Below are 16,248 nucleotides of genomic sequence, written 5' to 3'. Positions count from 1 at the left end.
TGCCTGCGACGGCGCTGCCGCCGCCTGCATTCTCCTTGCGGCCTATGCCGCCAGCGACATGAAGCGTGCGACGTCCTGTGGCGCGATCTGCACCCGGGTCGCTGCCCGGAGGCTGTCCAGCCCCGCCAGGCGGAGATCCTCGTTGAAATCGCCCAGGCGCGGAGACACCACGACCGCCTCGATCCCGGCCGCGTTCGCCCGTTCGATCAACGTCGTCATCGCACTGTCGCCGGCCGGATCATTGTCGCGGGCGATGTAAAGCCGTCGCAGCGTGTCGGGGAACAGGATTGCCGAGAGATGTGCCGCCGAGAGGGCCGCCGTCATCGGCATGGTGGGCAGCGCCATCCTGAGCGACAGCATCGTTTCGATGCCTTCGCCCGCCGCCATCACTTCACCCGCCACACCGAAGCGAACGGCATGCCCGAGGAGGTCGCCCATCGCCCGTCTCGGCGTGTCGATCGGGGCCTTGTCCGAGCCGTCAGGTGCGAGCCAGGTGCGATGCGCGCCGGTCTTATGCCCGGCGAGATCGGTGACCGATGCGATCATCGCCGGCCAGGTCTCGGTCGGGGAGTGCTCGTCAGGCCGGTAGTAGCAGCGGGGATGGAAGCGCAGGCTTCCGGTTCCGTGCAAATCCGTAATGCCGCGTGTACGGAGATACGTCTTTGCGAGCGTGCCCGAGATCGGCTGCGCCATGGCAAAGAGCCGGCGTGCCGCTTCCGGTGATCCGGATGGCGCCGGTGATTTGCGCTCGCCACCATGCGGACGGTCCTGTTCAGGATGGGGCATCGACAGGAAGGTACGCGCCTCATCGGCGATGTCCTTGAAGTCCACAAGGCCGCAGCTCTCACGGATGACGTCAAGTAGATCGCCATGCTCGCCGGTGGCGGCGTCGGTCCATTTGCCAGCCGCGCCCCTGCCGATTTCGCCGCCCTTTAGCCGCACGAACATCGAGCGGCCGGGCGTGTTGCGCACATCGCCGACCAGCCAATAGCGGCCCTCCCGATGACCGGCAGAGAGGTAGTGGCGGCACACCGCCTCGGCCTGCCGACCGAGACGGAATGCCAGTTCGGAGGCGTCCTGCCTAGCCATCACGCCGCCTCCCGCTCGCCGATGCGCTCGACGGGATAGCGCTCCAAGACCTTGGCCAGGATCGCAGCCCCGGTCGTATCGGTCGGGACGAACATCCGTAGCTTCCACGAGATGATTTCGTGGAACAGGCCATAGGTGCGCAGGCGATCTCGCATGGCGTCGGTGAAGCCTGACAGCTCGATGCGGTTGGCGCCCATGACCCGGACGCGACGAAGCTGAAGGCCCTCGGTGAGATCGAGGATGGTTTTGCCGTCCATCAGCGCTATGAACGCGTCGTCGGGCGTCAGGGTTGACGTGCCGGTCGCGAGCGCGCCCGCCACCCATGCGGGGGAGACGCGGCGGCCGACGATGCGCTCGCCGTCATCGGTCTGGAGTCGATAAACCCGCGTCGATTCGTTCGGCAGCCGCTTCCAGATCGGCAGCAATAGCCCGCTGACAACATGGATGGTGCTATCGGCATACTCCGGCACCTCGGCAGCCTCGGCATCCCATGCCGCGGTGAAGGCGATCCGCTCCGCCTGCACCCAATGGGTCTCGTCCATCATCTTGATGGGAATGTTGTGCGCCTCCATCGGCCGGATCAGCCGCACGCGCCGTTCGATCTCGCCATCGTCCAGCATGATGCTGGTGGTTGGTATCTGCACGGCGGCGCGGCCCGAGCGCTCGTTGATCAGTAGCCTCGCGCCCGCGTCGCCAAGATGATCGAGTGCCTCGGCCAGCGTCACCGGCCGGTTGCGGTGGCGCTGGGTGATGGTCAGGAGCCGGGCCTCGGCGCCGGTGCCGGAATGAACGTGGATGGTCCGGCGATCAGTGACGATGAAGCTCTCGGCCTGCAGCGTCTCCAGCCCGACGTCGTAGCTGCCGGAAGCGATAGCGCCTTCGATCTTGGCGTTCAGCAGTTGCTCGAACGCCGTGAACAGGACGCCCTGAAGCTCGATGGTCAGCGCCAGCAACCTGTTCAGGAAGGTGGTGATCGGCGGCAGTTCGTCCTTGATGCCGGTGGAATCCATCAGCGAGAGGCCCGTGGCGTCCTCGAACATCTGAAGCGAGCACCCCTCTACCTTGCCGCGCACCAACAGCAGGTAGAGTTGCCGCAGGGCGTCGCGGGCGTAGTGGCTCTCCAGATTGTCCTCGGGACGGAAAAGGCCTTGGCCGCCCGTTTGGCGCTGGCCGCGCGTGATCGCGCCCAGCGTGTCGAGGCGGCGGGCGATGGTCGAAAGAAAGCGCTTCTCCGCCTTCACGTCGGTCGAGATCGGCCGGAACAGCGGTGGCTGCGCCTGGTTGGTCCGGTTGGTGCGGCCCAGGCCCTGAATGGCGGCATCGGCCTTCCAGCCCGGCTCAAGCAGATAGTGGACGCGCAGCCGCTGGTTCCGCGACGACAGGTCGGCGTGATAGCTGCGTCCGGTGCCCCCGGCATCGGAGAAGATCAGGATGCGCTTCTGGTCGTCCATGAAGGCTTGCGTCTCGGCCAGATTGGCCGAGGCGGCGCGGTTCTCCACGGCGAGGCGGTTGATGCCGCCGGGGTTGGTCATGGAGTCGGCACCCGACTTGCGGACGATGCGGCGAGAACGTCCCGTCACCTCCGCCACGATATCGGTGCCGAAGCGCTGGACGATCTGATCGAGCGCGCCGGGGACCGGCGGCAGCGAAGCGAGCCTCTCGATCAGGCGGTCACGACGGGCAACGGCGTCGCGGCTCTCGACGGGCTGGCCGTCGCGAAACACCGGCCGCGACGACAAGTTGCCCTCGCTGTCAGTGAAGGGTTCATAGAGCTGCACCGGGAAGGAATGGGCGAGGTAATCCAGAACGTACTCGCGCGGGGTGATGTCCACCCGGACGTCGTTCCATTCCTCTGTCGGGATCTCCGCGAGACGGCGCTCCATCAGGGCTTCGCCGGTCGACACGATCTGGATCACGGCGGCATGGCCGTCGACCAGGTCCTGCTCGATCGAGCGGATCAGGGTCGGTGTCTTCATCGAGGTCAGCAGATGGCCGAAAAAGCGCTGCTTGGCGGATTCGAAGGCTGAGCGAGCCGCGGACTTGGCCTGGCGGTTCAACGTGCCGCTGTCGCCGGTGATGTTGGCGGCCTGCATGGCGGCGTCGAGATTGTTATGGATGATGGCGAAGGCGCCGGCATAGGCGTCGTAGATGCCGGTCTGCTCGGGAGTGAGGTGGTGCTCGACCAGTTCGTATTCGACGCCGTCGTAGGAGAGTGAGCGGGCCGTGTAGAGGCCGAGCGAGCGCAGGTCGCGGGCCAGCACCTCCATCGCCGCGACGCCGCCGTCCTCGATCGCCTCGACGAATTCGGCGCGGGTCGAAAACGGGAAGTCCTCGCCGCCCCAGAGGCCGAGGCGCTGGGCGTAGGCGAGATTGTGGACGGTGGTCGCGCCGGTCGCCGAGACATAGACGACGCGCGCATTCGGCAGGGCGTGCTGGAGCCGGAGGCCCGCACGGCCCTGCTGCGAGGCGGCGACGTCGCCGCGTTCGCCCTTGCCGCCTGCGGCATTCTGCATGGCGTGGCTCTCGTCGAAAATGATCACTCCATCGAAATCGGAGCCCAACCATTCGACGATCTGCTTGACGCGGGAAAGCTTCTCGCCCCGGTCGTCGGACCGTAGCGTGGCATAGGTGGTGAATAGGACGGCTTCCGAGAGCGTGATGTCCTTGCCCTGCGGGAAGCGCGACAGCGGCGTGACCAGCAGGCGCTCCATGCCGAGGGCCGACCAGTCGCGTTGCGCGTCCTCCAGCAGCTTGTCGGATTTCGAGATCCACACCGCCTTGCGACGGCCCTGCATCCAGTTGTCGAGGATGATGCCGGCCGACTGACGACCCTTGCCCGCGCCGGTGCCGTCGCCAAGCATGAAGCCGCGGCGGAAGCGCACGGCGTTCGGCGCATCGTCGGGGGCGGCCGAGACGACGTCGAAGGTTTCATCGAGCGTCCACGACCCGGCAAGGAAGTCGGCATGCGCCTCGCCGGCGTAGATGACGGTTTCGAGTTGGGCGTCGGAGAGAAGACCATCTGGGACGATGTTGGTGGGCAGCCGGGGCCGGTAGCTCGGCCTGGGCGGCGCGACCGAGGCCATCGCCACAGATTGGACCAGTTTGGTGGGATGGGCCAGCGCACCGGGAATACGGATCGCCTGCAATCCGTATTCTTCATAGATCGCGTCGGTGATCCGGCCGTCTTCGGCGGGCGTCCAGTCCAAGGTCTCATAGGCGAGTTCGACGCCTTCGGGCTCGATGGACGAAGGCGTCGCGCGACGTGCAGCGGTGGTGCGCGCAAGGTATCCGCGAACGGTGCGGGGCATCGTGGCGGGTGCCAAGGTCGCTGTTGGCGGGAGGGTCGCAGGCAGGCGCTGCGGAACCTGCGTCTCGATCCAGCCGAGCAGCGTGCCGACGTCGGGCGCGGTGCCGGGCGAAGCGGGGAACGCCGCCCGATCGTCGGCCGGCCGCTTGTCGATGACCGTCAGCCGCGTGTCGATGGTCGTGCCGTGCTTGGCATAGACCGAGCCGTCGATAGCGGCGCTGAAGACGACGCGCCCGCGCTCCTGAAGCCGGACGAAGGCCGCTGCCCAGGCCGGGTGGTCGGGACTGAAGTTGGCGCCGGTGATCGCCACCAGCCGCCCGCCATCGGCGAGCCGGGCCAGTGCTGAGGCAACGTGGCGATAGGCTGCATCGGCCACGCGGCCGGTGACGTTTGCCATGGCCGAGAACGGCGGGTTCATCAGCACGACGGAGGGGATGGCGCCCGGCGCGAGATGATCATCGATCTGGGCGGCGTCGAAGCGCGTGACGGCCACGGCCGGAAACAGCGCAGCGAGCAGATCGGCGCGGGTTTCGGCCAGCTCGTTGAGGAGGAGCGTTCCGCCTGATATCTCGGCCAGGATGGCGAGCAGGCCGGTGCCAGCCGACGGCTCCAGCACGATGTCGCCAGCAGCAATGGAGGCGGCCGCGATAGCGGCGAGGCCGAGCGGTGCCGGCGTCGAGAACTGCTGGAGCGCCTGCGATTCTTCCGAGCGCCGCGTATGCGTCGGCAGGAGCCCGGCGATCTTTGTAAGAACGGAGAAACGTGCAGCCGGAGATGTGGCCTTACGGAAAAGCGCCTTTCCGTATTTGCGCAGGAAGAGGACTGTCGCGACCTCGCATGCCTCATAGGCCGCCTTCCAGTCCCAGGCGCCGCTGGTGTCGGATGCGCTGAAAGCCGCTTCCATGGCTGCACGGAGGATCGCTGCATCGATGCGCTGGCCGCGTTCGAGATGATCGAGAAGCTGTAGCGCCACGGCGAGGATCGGGGGCGCACGGGTGACGGGCGCGGCCGGAAGGGCCACGGGAGACAAAATGTTCATGGGAGCAACCTCGGGAGAGCGGAAGGGACAAGCCCGGCGGCGCTCTCTCTCGACCGCCCGGACTCGACCCGTCCCGGCCGTCCTCTTCCTCTGATCCGCCGACATAAAAAAGCGCCCGACCGTGAGGCCGGGCGCTGAGGGAAGCAGCCGATTTCAGTCGATCGCCTGGAAGATCTCCGCGGATTCCGGATGGTCCGCGGCGTGGTCGTAAAGGCGGCCATATCCTTCCGACATCGCGTCGACCGGATACTTGAAGGAGAGATGGGAGAAGGCGAAAAGCGTCGCGATGATGCCGGCGGCGTCGGCCGATACCTTGCCCTCATAGCCGTTGGTGTTGCAGACGATCTGAAAGCGCGGCTTCGAGGTCGGCGCGAGGTATAGCGGCCTCCCGTCGCGCTCATAGAAGTCCCAGAGACCGCCACGATAGTCGAGCGGGCTCAGGCGCTCCATCAGGTGATAGACGGTCATCTCCGCCACGAGGACATGCTGGCGGCCAAAAAGCATTGGCAGGAAGCCTATCCGGCGTGTCTCCGGTACGAGGGCCACGGCGCGCGCCGAGGAATCGTCAGTGCTGGTGTTGGTGTCGGGCATGGGGGTTCTCCGGAAAGCGGATCGGAACGAACCGGCGGCGCTCTCTCGACCGGACCGGCTCGAACCCGTCCCGGCCGTCCTCTCGCTCTGGCGCGCGGCATGACCGTCTGATCGCGCGGCCTTCCGAGGTGGGATGCGCGGCGCTACATTCCTTCCTCCAACACATGGCGGACGGCGACCCGGGCGATCGGGGACGCATGTCCGTCCGACCGAGCGAGGCCCCGAAGGGAGACGGTGATGAAGGGAAGTGTGATCGGCATGGTGGCCGCAGGCTGCCTCGTTGTGGGCTTTGGGGCGGGGTTCGCGCTCCGCCCGGTGATCGCGCCCGGCGGCGGCGCATCGGCGGTCGCAGTTGCGGGCGTCGCGCAGCCAACAGAAGAGGAGGCCATCGCAGCAGTCCGCCGCCATCGCCTCTTCACGGGTACGTCGCTGGCCAATGCGACGCTGAAGCTGGGTGATTGTTCGCCGGGTGGTGTCGGGCCTGGCGTGACGTGCATGACGCAGCTCACGATGGACACGACCAGGGCGAACGCCACGCCCCAGAACCGGCCGGTCGGCTTTGCCCGCGTCAACGGTCAGTGGGAAGTGGCCGTCTGGTAGGATCAGGCGACCATCTCGCCGCCAGTATTGGGCGGAAGGTAAGCGTCATAGGGATTACCGTCCGCCAGATGACCGAACGGCGTAAACATATAGTCGGCGCCATCCCGACCCACGGCGCAGACGACATAGCGCGGCTCGCCGGTTGCGGCGTCCGTGCATTCGATCAGCGCCAGATCGCCGCTTTCCGCGGCGCGCAGCAAGGTCTGGAAATTGACGCGCGCGTGATCGGGAATCATCGCGCACCCCCCTCGGCGAGCCAGCGGCCGGTGCTGATCCATTGGATGGTGCGGCCGGTGGAGAGATCGAGCAGATGGGCGCCACCGGAGAAACCGTCGACGACAGGTTCCGAGGCGACTCCAGCCCACTGAAACCCCCATGTGCCCGTGAGCGCGAAGGTTTCGGCGCAGCGGGTGACGAAGGTGATCAGCAACTGCGGATCGGCGGTCCCGGGGTCGCGAAGCCAAAGGCGCGTCGCGCCATGCTCGGGCGTCAGCGAGAGCAGGAACGGCTCGGCGGGCGGGTCCTCGCGACCGTTCTCGGCCATCAGCGCGGTGTAGATGTCGAAGGCCCGCGCGACATTGGCCACCGAGCCGACGTCGAGCAGGCAGGAGAAGCGGGTGAGAAAATCGGGCATGTCTGGCTCCTGAAACGAAAAGAGCCCGGCGCTGGGCCGGGCTCTGAGTGGATGGGATTGGAAGGTGCGGAGCGGCCGAAGCCGTCCCGCGAGCCCGCTCATTCGGCGGCGATGAGGTGACGTTCGTCGTCCTCGCCATCGGCCGGCGGTTCGGACTCGTCGTCGGCGCTGAGGAAGTCGGGCAGCTCGGCTTCCACGCCGCCGCCGTCCGCATCCGCTGCGGGATCGCCGTCGACGCCGGCAATCCGAAGCGGCTCAGGCAGCCAGCCGCTATCGGCGAGGAGACGCTCGGCTTCCTTGGCCATGTCGCCCTTCTTCAGATGGTCGATGAGTTGGGCCGCCCGTTCGCCGGCGCCTTCGCGGACGGCTTCGAGGATGCGCGGCTTGGTGACACGGCTGAGGTAGTTGCCGAAGGTCGGCCGCCACCCAGCTTCGACCAAGTCGAGCCCGGTCGCCCGCGTCAGCCGGTCGGCCTGCGCGAGCCTCATGTCGAGCGTATGCTGCGACACGCCGCCAGCGCTGTGCGGGTTCGGCCGCTCATAGAGCGCGTTGACGCCATAGCTGACGCAATGCGCCAGTAGCGCCATGCGGCTGGCATCGTCGAGACCAGCGAGCCAATTCCAAAGGGCGTCGTCGTCCTTCGGGATGTCGCTGGCCCAGGCGTCATGACGGTCCTGGACGGCCCGCGCGGAAGGGCTGTCCTTCAGCGCCTCGTCCTGAACGGGGAAGAAGATGTGCTTCACCCCCGCTTCCATGGCGCCCGCGTACATGCGGGTCATAAAGCTGTCCGAGACGAGTTTATGGAGAAGCGCCGTCATGGCGATGTGCGGGTTCTCCGCCACCGCGTTGCGCAGCGCGAGGGTGCGGTAGGCGGTCAGCTCGACGACGAGCCGTTCGGGCAACGGCTTGATGCTGTCGTCCTCATCGTCCTCTTCAGGTTCGACAGGCCGGCCGCCGATGGTGATGACGGCGCGCTGCACCGACGGGCTCGCGGTGCCATCGGATTCGATCTTCGTCTCCGATCCTTCCTCACCATCGGTCCGGCCCTGAGGCACATCCTCGGGCCGGACGAAGCCGCGATCGACCGAAAGCGATCCGTTGGCGTCGATGCTGACGAAGACTCCGGCGATGGCGATGTCGGCCGGGTCGAAGTGCTCGGGCCGGTCGTCGAAGGCTGCCAGAGCCGTCTCGATCTCGCCCATACGCTCGTCGATCTCATCGGGCAGTTCATCGGCGTCCTGATATTCCGCTTCGAGCCTGGCCTGCTCGGCGGTGAGCGCCTCGATGGTCGCCTGTTCCTCCGCCGATAGATTGATCGGCGTACCGGAGACCTCGTGAAGGCCGCGCACGGCATCGTAGGGGAAGCTGACCGCCACCTCGATCCACTTCCAACCTTCGGCGGCGATCGCCTCGGCCTCGGCCTTCAGCTTCTCGGCGACGAGGCGATCGAGAAGCGCGACGTCCTGCAGCCAGCCGCCATCGTCGGACTGGAACAGGTCGCGCATGACGATGCCGCCAGCCGCCTCATAGGCTTCGATGCCGAGGAAGATGGCACGCTTGTCGGACGCGCGCACCGTGGTCTCGGTCAGCATGCGCCGGATCTGATAGGGCTCCTTCGACCAGGCGTCCTTGATCGCGTCCCAGACCTGGGTCTGACGCTCGTGGTCTTGGGAGACCGTGAAGGCCATGAGCTGCTCCAGCGTCATGCCGTCGTCGGCATAGACGTCGTGGAGGACCGGTGAGACGGTCGCGAGGCGCAGCCGCTGCTTGACCACGTTGACGGGCACGAAGAACGCCGCGGCGATCTCCTCCTCGGTCATGCCCTTGATCAGCATGTCGTGGAAGGCGCGAAACTGATCGAGCGGATGGAGCGCAGCGCGCTCGATGTTCTCGGCGAGCGACACCTCCTCGGGGAGGATGGCGCCGTCGCGATCGCGGACCACGCAGGGGACGGGCGCGACTTTGGCGAGACGCTTCTGCTTCACCAGCAGTTCGAGCGCGCGGAAGCGGCGGCCGCCGGCGGGCACCTCGAACATGCCGGTCTCGTTGCCTTCGGCGTCAACGACGGGGAAGACGCTGAGGCTCTGGATCAGGCCGCGACGAGCGATCGAGGCCGCGAGGTCCTCGATCGAGACGCCGGCCTTCACCCGCCGGACGTTGGACTGGCTGAGCACCAGCTTGTTGAAGGGGATGTCGCGCGAGGACGACAGGACGATCTTCTGAACGGCAGTAGCCATAGGGATTTACTCCGCGACGGGCGGCCGAGAGACTCTCTCTCAACCTCCAACCCGTCACGAAGCGAAGCGCCGCCCTCTTCCTCTAAAGGGGGCAGCGCCACGGACCGGCAAACCAGAAAGGCATGGAAGCGCAAAGCCGGAGATACGGAACACCGCATCCCCCGCATTGCGGAAATCAGGCGGCGCGATCGAGCAGCTTCTTGGCCTTGCCCTCCATGTCGAGGCGGGCGTCCTGATGCGGTTTGTCGCGCGCAACGGCAGTGATGCCCTGCACGAAGTCGAAGATGGACTCGGGCGGACGGCCTTCCTCGGCCAGCACCCTGTCGATGATCTTGCCGGTTTCGGCCTTGGAGAAGCCGCGCCGACGCAGGAAGTCGGTGCGGTCTTCGTCGGTTCTGGCGACGATCCGCTCGCGCGCCGCCTTGATGCCGTTGACGAATGGCAGGGGTGAGGAGTTCGCGAAGTTCAGCAGCGCTGGGGCCGCCTCGTGCGCGAAGCGATTGGCCGCATATTTGGAGTGGCGGATGGTGATTTCCTCGAAATCCTCCACGCCCCACAAATTGCGATTCTGGCAAACCGCGCGCAGATAGAAGCTCGCCATGCCGAGCGTCTTGGCGCCGACTTCGGAATTCCAGCAATAGAAGCCGCGGAAATAAAGGTCGGGCGATCCGTCTGGCAGTCGGCCGGCCTCGATCGGATTCAGGTCGTCGACCAGGAACAGGAAGACGTCCCGGTCGGAGGCATAGAGCGTGGTCGTATCCTTGGTAATGTCCACGCGCGGATTGTAGATCCCGGTCGACCAGTCGAGCACGCCAGGCACCTTCCAGCGGGTGTCGCCCGTGCCGTTGCCGGCGATGCGCTGCACGGCCTCGACCAGCTCGTGGTCGAAGATGCGGCCATAGTCCGGACCAGTGACGGCGCGCAGTTCGACCCGGCCATTGTCGGTTTCGAGCGTCTTGATCTGCTCGGCCCGATTGGAGGTCAGGCCGTATTGCAGGTTGATGCCAGCAAGTGCGGCGGGGAGCTGCCGCAAATAGGCGGCGGGCGCTCCGACCAGGCTGGCGAGTTGGCCGAAGGACCAGTGCGTCGGCGCGACTGGCGCATCCGTGCCCGGCAGGATCAGGGCCAGCCGCTCCGGGTCGTTGCGGTTCGCCTCGACATGGATGAGCGCGCTCTCCACCACCCGCGTCCGGCTGCGTTCGGTGCGGTCGCGGACCGATCGCGCCAACTCGGACAGCGACAGGTAGCGCTCGTCGGCCGGGCGCGAGAACCATTCGGACGAGACGCGGCCGACCCGCTCGCCCCGGCCGACATCGACCTTGTAACCGCCGCTGGTGTCACGGCGCGCATCGAGGACCTGCATATTCATGGGACCAATCTCCATGACGGGCGTCAGAGACCTCTTCTCCGACCTTCAACCCGTCACGGGAAACAAGTCCACTCTCTCACTCTCAGCGGGGCGTTGCGGGGCAGCCGCCCCGCAGAAGGGGTCGGTCGAGACCAAAGGCTCGGACGCAGGGGAAGGCTTTCCCCTCCCGGTGCGGATGTACAAGGTGACTCGGTGAGCCGTCGTCGCTGTTGGCTCAGGGGTCCGTTTGAGGCGAACGCGTTTCGTAAAACGGCAGCCTCTTACCTCGCACCTTTCCTCACCATGCGAAAATGATACAAATCCTCGGACAGTAAGTCCTATGTTCCGAGTTTCCGTATCGTGCCGTCATCCATGTCCCAACGCCAGATTGCCCATACCGTGCTGACCGCGCGCGGCATTTCGCGCCTGGCAGAGCTGCGCGAGGCAGGCGTAACAGCCGCCACCATGAGCCGCATGGAACGCGACGGCGAGGTGCTTCGGCTCGCGCGAGGACTTTATCAACTTTCTGATGCACCTCTCGACGTTCACCACAGTCTGGCAGAGGCCGCCAAACGGGTTCCCAAGGGCGTCGTTTGCCTCGTTTCCGCCCTGGCGTTCCACGGGCTGACCGATCAACTGCCGAGGCAGGTTTGGCTCGCCGTGGGCCAGAAGGACTGGCCCCCGAGATCCGAAGGCACGCCCATTCGGCTGGTACGTTTCACAGATCGTCTCCTGACGGAGGGGGTTGAAACCCACCCTGTCGAGAGGGTGCCCGTGAAGGTTTTCGGCGTCGCAAAGACGATCGCCGATTGCTTCCGATATCGGAACAAGATTGGCCTGTCGGTGGCGATCGAAGGCCTGCAGGAAGCGCTCCGCCAGCGCAAGACGACGCCAAGCGAGATTGCCAGCCAGGCCGAGCGAGGAACGGTCGCCACGGTCATGCGGCCCTATCTCGAGGCACTGACCGCCAATGGCCAAGGAGATCGAGAATATCGGCTCCTCAGTTCGCGCCCCGCCTGTCGCAGATTGCCAAAACGAGGTGATGGTGGACCGGGCGGGCGCGGACTAGAATTCTTGACCTTGGAGCTAATTAGTCATATATGATCGGTTTATAGATGTTTTGCATCATATATGGATGATTGAGATGGGTTCTCCCAAGGCGAAGCCAGCACTGGAACGGCTGGGCCAGGATATCCGCAACGCGCGGCTACGGCGTGGTATTGCCGTGGCGGATCTCGCCGTGCGTGCGGGAACCTCGCCAAGTTCCATCGCCCGCCTTGAACGGGGTGATCCGGGCGTTGCCATCGGAACGCTTGCCGACGTTCTCGTTGTGCTGGGCCTTCTGGAGCGGCTCGCTGACCTGATCGATATCCGCAAGGACGATCTGGGGCTGGCGCTGACAGCGGAGCATGGACCGCGGCGGGGCCGCTCCTTCGCGGCAAGGCTGAAAAAGCAGAAGGCTCAGACGGAAGAAGAGCAGGATCGACAGGACGTTGTGGACCCTGACGGGGCGTCCTTCTGATGGCCGATTTCGTCGCCCATGTCGCGCTTGGCGAAGGCCGGACATCGGTGGGCCAGTTGCGTTTCACCCATACCGGGCCACGGCAATTCTCGACCTTCGCCTATGGCGCCGAATGGATCGAGAACCCGCGCGCCTTCGCCATACAGCCCGATTTCCCTCTTGAGGCCGGCCCATTTCACACCTCGGGGCAGCCCAGCAACATGCGCGACGCTTTGGCGGGGGTTTTCGCCGATGCGGCTCCGGACAGCTGGGGACGCAGGCTGCTCGAACGCGCCTATGGCAATGGTCTCAACGAATTTGAGTATCTGACGCTTTCCGACGATGCGTGCCGGCAAGGCGCGTTGCGCTTTCTGGATGACAAGGGCGAGGTCATTCGCGGCAAGGCAGCGGACGCCGTTCCGCGTCTGGTCGATCTCGAAACCATCACGGCGATCGCGCGGGCCTATGAGCAAGGCAAGGAAATCTCGCCCGAGGAAATGCAGGCGCTGGCCGGCGCGGGCGGCTCTGGCGGAGCTCGCCCCAAAGCCAATGTCAGGGACGGCGATGCGCTGTGGCTGGCGAAGTTCACCTCGGTCCACGATCAACAACCGATCGAGCGCGTCGAGGTCGCAACCCTCCGCCTGGCGGCAGCCTGCGGTATCCGCACGCCCGAGACGCGGTTGGAACTGGCGGACACGCCGTTCCCGGTCGCGCTGATCCAGCGGTTCGACCGGCGTGGGGCCGCACGGATTCCCTACATCTCCGCGCGCACTGCGCTCGGCAAGACAGGAGCGGAACTGGGGTCCTATACCGAGATCGTCGATTTTATGCGGGCTTACTCACCCGACCCCATGGCCGACTTTCGCGAACTCTATCGGCGTCTGATCTTCACGATCCTCGTGTCCAACAAAGACGATCACCTGAAGAACCACGGCTTCCTCTATGTGGGGGCGGGTCAGTGGCGCTTGTCGCCGGTGTTCGACGTGAACCCAGCACCGGATCGCAATCCGCATCTCGAGACGGCGATCCTTGAAGGAGGGGCACATGATCGGTCGATCAATCTTGCCCTGGAAGCCTGCGAGTTTTTCGAGATTCCGGAGGCGGAGGCACGGGAGATGATCCGTACAACGGCGCAGCGTGTTTCGGACGGATGGCGGGAAGCCTTCAGACAGGTTGGCGTTTCTGGCGCGCTGGCGCGTGACTACGAGCCTGCTTTCGTCGGCGCTGAGACGGAAACGGCGCACGCTATTTAAGTCATATCTGACGGATAAATCCCGATAATTTATCAAATATGAGCGGCTTCGAGGGTCGATCCGCCTCATGAACTCTGCTGCGCTGCTTCAATGGTCATGGGACGAACCAAAGAACCATGAACCCGGGGGCACCGTACTCAAGGCTTCAAAAACGCGTGCGATGATATCGCCATGGTTCGATCAGGCGCCCGTGACGGTCGGGTTTCTTCCGAACGATCTCTGCCGAAAGAACGTCATCTATCCGCGCGCGTGCTGCCTCCTCTTTCAAGCCCAGCGCTTGGCGCTTTTCAAAGTCATGCTCCCACAACAGCGCCTCCTGGCATTCGAGGACTGCGGCCCTTTCGGCGAGGACTTTCGGATGCGTATGCAGCCAGCGTACAAAGGCGATAGCATCCGGTGTTCGCTGCCATAGGTCGCCGCACTGATTCAGATAGTCGCGGGCAATCTCGGGTTCTGCAAGGTTCGAGCCGTGCCAGATCGCAAGCGCCGCCGGCTCGGAGTTCCCTGACAACATCTCGGCGATATAGCCGTTCGCAACAAAGCCATGGCGCAGCTTGGTCGCGGCAGAGACGTGATTGCCGGCCTTCAGGTGCAACAGGGCATGCTCATAGTGATAAGGCGGGTAGTGCGCGGCTTCATCCGTAAAGATGCGCTCGGCCTTGGCGGTTTCGCCAGCACGCAGATATTCCGAACCAATCAGATAGCGGATTCCCTGATTGTCGTTCGGATTCCAGGCGAGCATCTTCTCCATCAGTCGTATAGCGTCGTTACACTGGCCAAGCCGGAGCTGCGACAGGACAACGCCATGTGCCGCGCGCAGAAAGGGGCGGTTTTCCAGGAAGCCCCATTCGATCGAACCGGCGTAACCGGCGGGGATCGCACGCTCTCCCACCTCCAGACCTTGAAGGCAGGCTTGCAGTGCAAGCTTGGGCTTGCCTTCTTCCATGAGCGCATAGCCAAGATGGGCATGGCCATCGATGAAGTGGGGATGACGATCGACCAGCGCCTTCAGCGTCCTGACGTACTTTGCAGGCGCAAGCGTGCCGCCGTCGCGCTGCTCAAGCGCGTCATCCAGTTCCTCGACGATCTGCTCATAACCGTCGCCATAACGGAAAACACCGCCGTCATCGAAGATTTCAAGCGTGAGCATGCCCTATCTCCTGCCCTGCCTGCGGACATACGTCTGCTTTGATCAACCCTGCGTGGTCATTATCACGCTCGCCGCTGGCGGTTGCGGGCGAAGCAGACGGATGGGCAGGTTGCTCTGGATTTTCCGAGGCACCAGTCTCAGTCTCACCCCCACAATCGCACCATCCAGCGTCCTGCCCCATGCCGCAATCTCCGTTAGAATTTTGCGCGAGCCTCTGACACTGTAGTGGGATACTTTCAGCCGTCGCACCTGTCCAGGGTATCATTATGATATGATGAAAAGACAACTCAGGACCCTTCAATCTGGGTCAATAGTACATGCTGGAACGCACTGGCCAGATGAATTCCAATATTTGAACCGTACAACAAGGGCGGCAGGAACACGAAACTACGGCGCGAATCAGTATCGTAGCTGGGGCCTGCAATTCAACGCGGAGGGGACGTCGATTTTTAACCTACTGATGTTTAATGCCGATTGGCCATCAGGGAGAGTCACTGTCCCTGTTGGCCGGATGTTCGAATATACGGAAGCACATATCATCGAACAATTCCGAGCGAACAATGCGCCGCTCTTGGACAAGCTTACGGCTCTGCCTTGCCTCTTCTGTGAAGAGGGGACCGGCGATGAGGTCGCGTACATAGGGCAAATAAACCGGGCACGCATTGTTGGGGGCGACGTTTCGCTTGAGATAGGTTTTGACGCCGACGTTCCTCCTCTTAGAAACTCGCAAATCTATGATAGCCGAGCTGAACTCGACATGCCCAGAGAGTTCGAATTCTCTCGCAACCACTGGGCTGTGAAAGAGGTCGACTTATATCGCTTTCTGCTTCGCCGAGTACGCCCTCGGCGACAGCGGCCTACGGTCTTCCCATTGGCCGAGCATGAGAATTTGGACCCTCATCTTGCGTCCGCCATGATGCCCTTTGATGCGGCCTTCAATCCTGTGTTTGATGCTATCCGCAACGCTGCTCAGGGCGTCGGGCTTCGTTGCCGACGAGCGGACGACATCTGGGAGAATGCGTCAATTATTCAGGACGTCGTCTCTCTGATTGATCGTTCGCGCATCGTGATCTGTGACTGCTCAGGGCGCAATCCGAATGTATTTTACGAAGCTGGTATTGCTCACACCTTAGGTCGAGAGGTCATCCTCATTGCGCAAAGCGATCACGATATCCCGTTCGATCTGCGCCATCTCCGATATGTGCGCTACCTCAACAATGACCAAGGCCGGGCCGAGTTGTCGGCGGCGCTACTTGCCCGGATTCAGACAATCATCGGACACTAGCTGGCCCACGTGGATCACTAAATATATGCACATCGCAGGTGGACTGTATCGAGAATTGTGTGAAACGCCGACATGGAACGCCCAGTTTGGCTCGGGTGGCCGCGCGGCGGCAGCCGTCAGCGCTATGTCGCCAGGAAGCACTCTCCACACCTATGCACGAGACGGGAACAACGCGGGTGCGGACGAGCTATCGGCCCTCGGCGTGCAGCTGTCC

General features: G+C 64.2%; 12 protein-coding genes and 1 pseudogene. 5 read left to right on the top strand and 8 right to left on the bottom strand.

What is annotated here, in order from left to right:
- Window positions 1-42: 42 nt before the first annotated feature.
- From U2P60_RS06945 to U2P60_RS06935, 3 genes are all read right to left on the bottom strand, one after another.
- A complete protein-coding gene (locus U2P60_RS06945) occupies window positions 43-1,089 on the bottom strand; it encodes a toprim domain-containing protein (RefSeq protein WP_413571929.1) in 1,047 nt (348 codons plus the stop codon).
- The gene (locus tag U2P60_RS06940; protein ID WP_151690332.1) at window positions 1,089-5,435 is read right to left on the bottom strand and encodes a strawberry notch family protein; all 4,347 of its coding nucleotides are present in this window, start codon (window positions 5,433-5,435) and stop codon (window positions 1,089-1,091) included. The genes U2P60_RS06945 and U2P60_RS06940 overlap by 1 nt, the downstream gene beginning before the upstream one ends.
- 153 nt (window positions 5,436-5,588) lie before the next feature.
- The gene (locus U2P60_RS06935; RefSeq protein ID WP_151690331.1) at window positions 5,589-6,026 is read right to left on the bottom strand and encodes an antirestriction protein; all 438 of its coding nucleotides are present in this window, start codon (window positions 6,024-6,026) and stop codon (window positions 5,589-5,591) included.
- 237 nt (window positions 6,027-6,263) lie between these two features.
- Here U2P60_RS06935 and U2P60_RS06930 point away from each other — a divergent pair, with 237 nt between their 5' ends.
- The gene (locus U2P60_RS06930; RefSeq protein ID WP_235918393.1) at window positions 6,264-6,626 is read left to right on the top strand and encodes a hypothetical protein; all 363 of its coding nucleotides are present in this window, start codon (window positions 6,264-6,266) and stop codon (window positions 6,624-6,626) included.
- Between the two features lie 2 nt (window positions 6,627-6,628).
- Here the strand turns inward: U2P60_RS06930 and U2P60_RS06925 are convergent, their stop codons facing one another.
- The 4 genes from U2P60_RS06925 to U2P60_RS06910 form a co-directional block, all read right to left on the bottom strand.
- On the bottom strand, window positions 6,629-6,862 hold the full coding sequence (locus U2P60_RS06925) for a DUF6117 family protein (protein WP_151690330.1): 234 nt from the start codon (window positions 6,860-6,862) through the stop codon (window positions 6,629-6,631).
- Window positions 6,859-7,260, bottom strand: coding sequence for a hypothetical protein (locus U2P60_RS06920; RefSeq protein ID WP_151690329.1), 402 nt, complete (start codon window positions 7,258-7,260; stop codon window positions 6,859-6,861). Before U2P60_RS06920 ends, U2P60_RS06925 begins: the two co-directional genes overlap by 4 nt.
- A 98-nt stretch (window positions 7,261-7,358) precedes the next feature.
- On the bottom strand, window positions 7,359-9,497 hold the full coding sequence (locus tag U2P60_RS06915) for a ParB/RepB/Spo0J family partition protein (RefSeq protein WP_151690328.1): 2,139 nt from the start codon (window positions 9,495-9,497) through the stop codon (window positions 7,359-7,361).
- Between the two features lie 175 nt (window positions 9,498-9,672).
- Window positions 9,673-10,866 carry a DUF932 domain-containing protein gene (locus tag U2P60_RS06910; RefSeq protein WP_151690327.1) on the bottom strand — a complete coding sequence of 398 codons (1,194 nt, stop codon included), beginning with the start codon at window positions 10,864-10,866 and terminating at the stop codon, window positions 9,673-9,675.
- A 351-nt stretch (window positions 10,867-11,217) separates the two neighbouring features.
- Between U2P60_RS06910 and U2P60_RS06905 the strand changes: the two are divergent.
- The 3 genes and pseudogenes from U2P60_RS06905 to U2P60_RS06895 all read left to right on the top strand — a co-directional run.
- Window positions 11,218-11,820, top strand: a pseudogene (locus U2P60_RS06905) (type IV toxin-antitoxin system AbiEi family antitoxin domain-containing protein); the annotation flags it as partial.
- A gap of 169 nt (window positions 11,821-11,989) precedes the next feature.
- Window positions 11,990-12,367 carry a helix-turn-helix domain-containing protein gene (locus U2P60_RS06900; protein ID WP_151690326.1) on the top strand — a complete coding sequence of 126 codons (378 nt, stop codon included), beginning with the start codon at window positions 11,990-11,992 and terminating at the stop codon, window positions 12,365-12,367.
- Window positions 12,367-13,599: a type II toxin-antitoxin system HipA family toxin gene (locus U2P60_RS06895; RefSeq protein ID WP_151690325.1), complete on the top strand. Its 1,233-nt coding sequence runs from the start codon at window positions 12,367-12,369 to the stop codon at window positions 13,597-13,599. Before U2P60_RS06900 ends, U2P60_RS06895 begins: the two co-directional genes overlap by 1 nt.
- Before the next feature lie 145 nt (window positions 13,600-13,744).
- Here U2P60_RS06895 and U2P60_RS06890 read toward each other — a convergent pair whose 3' ends face one another.
- Window positions 13,745-14,749 carry a tetratricopeptide repeat protein gene (locus tag U2P60_RS06890; protein ID WP_151690324.1) on the bottom strand — a complete coding sequence of 335 codons (1,005 nt, stop codon included), beginning with the start codon at window positions 14,747-14,749 and terminating at the stop codon, window positions 13,745-13,747.
- Between the two features lie 352 nt (window positions 14,750-15,101).
- Here U2P60_RS06890 and U2P60_RS06885 point away from each other — a divergent pair, with 352 nt between their 5' ends.
- Window positions 15,102-16,034: a hypothetical protein gene (locus U2P60_RS06885; protein ID WP_235918392.1), complete on the top strand. Its 933-nt coding sequence runs from the start codon at window positions 15,102-15,104 to the stop codon at window positions 16,032-16,034.
- The last annotated feature ends 214 nt before the right edge of the window (window positions 16,035-16,248 follow it).

It is taken from the genome of Brucella sp. H1_1004 (genome assembly GCF_047308065.1).
Classification (GTDB): domain Bacteria; phylum Pseudomonadota; class Alphaproteobacteria; order Rhizobiales; family Rhizobiaceae; genus Brucella; species Brucella pseudogrignonensis_B.
The sequence above is the reverse complement of the archived record's forward strand: the minus strand, read 5'-3'. Positions and strand labels throughout refer to the sequence as shown.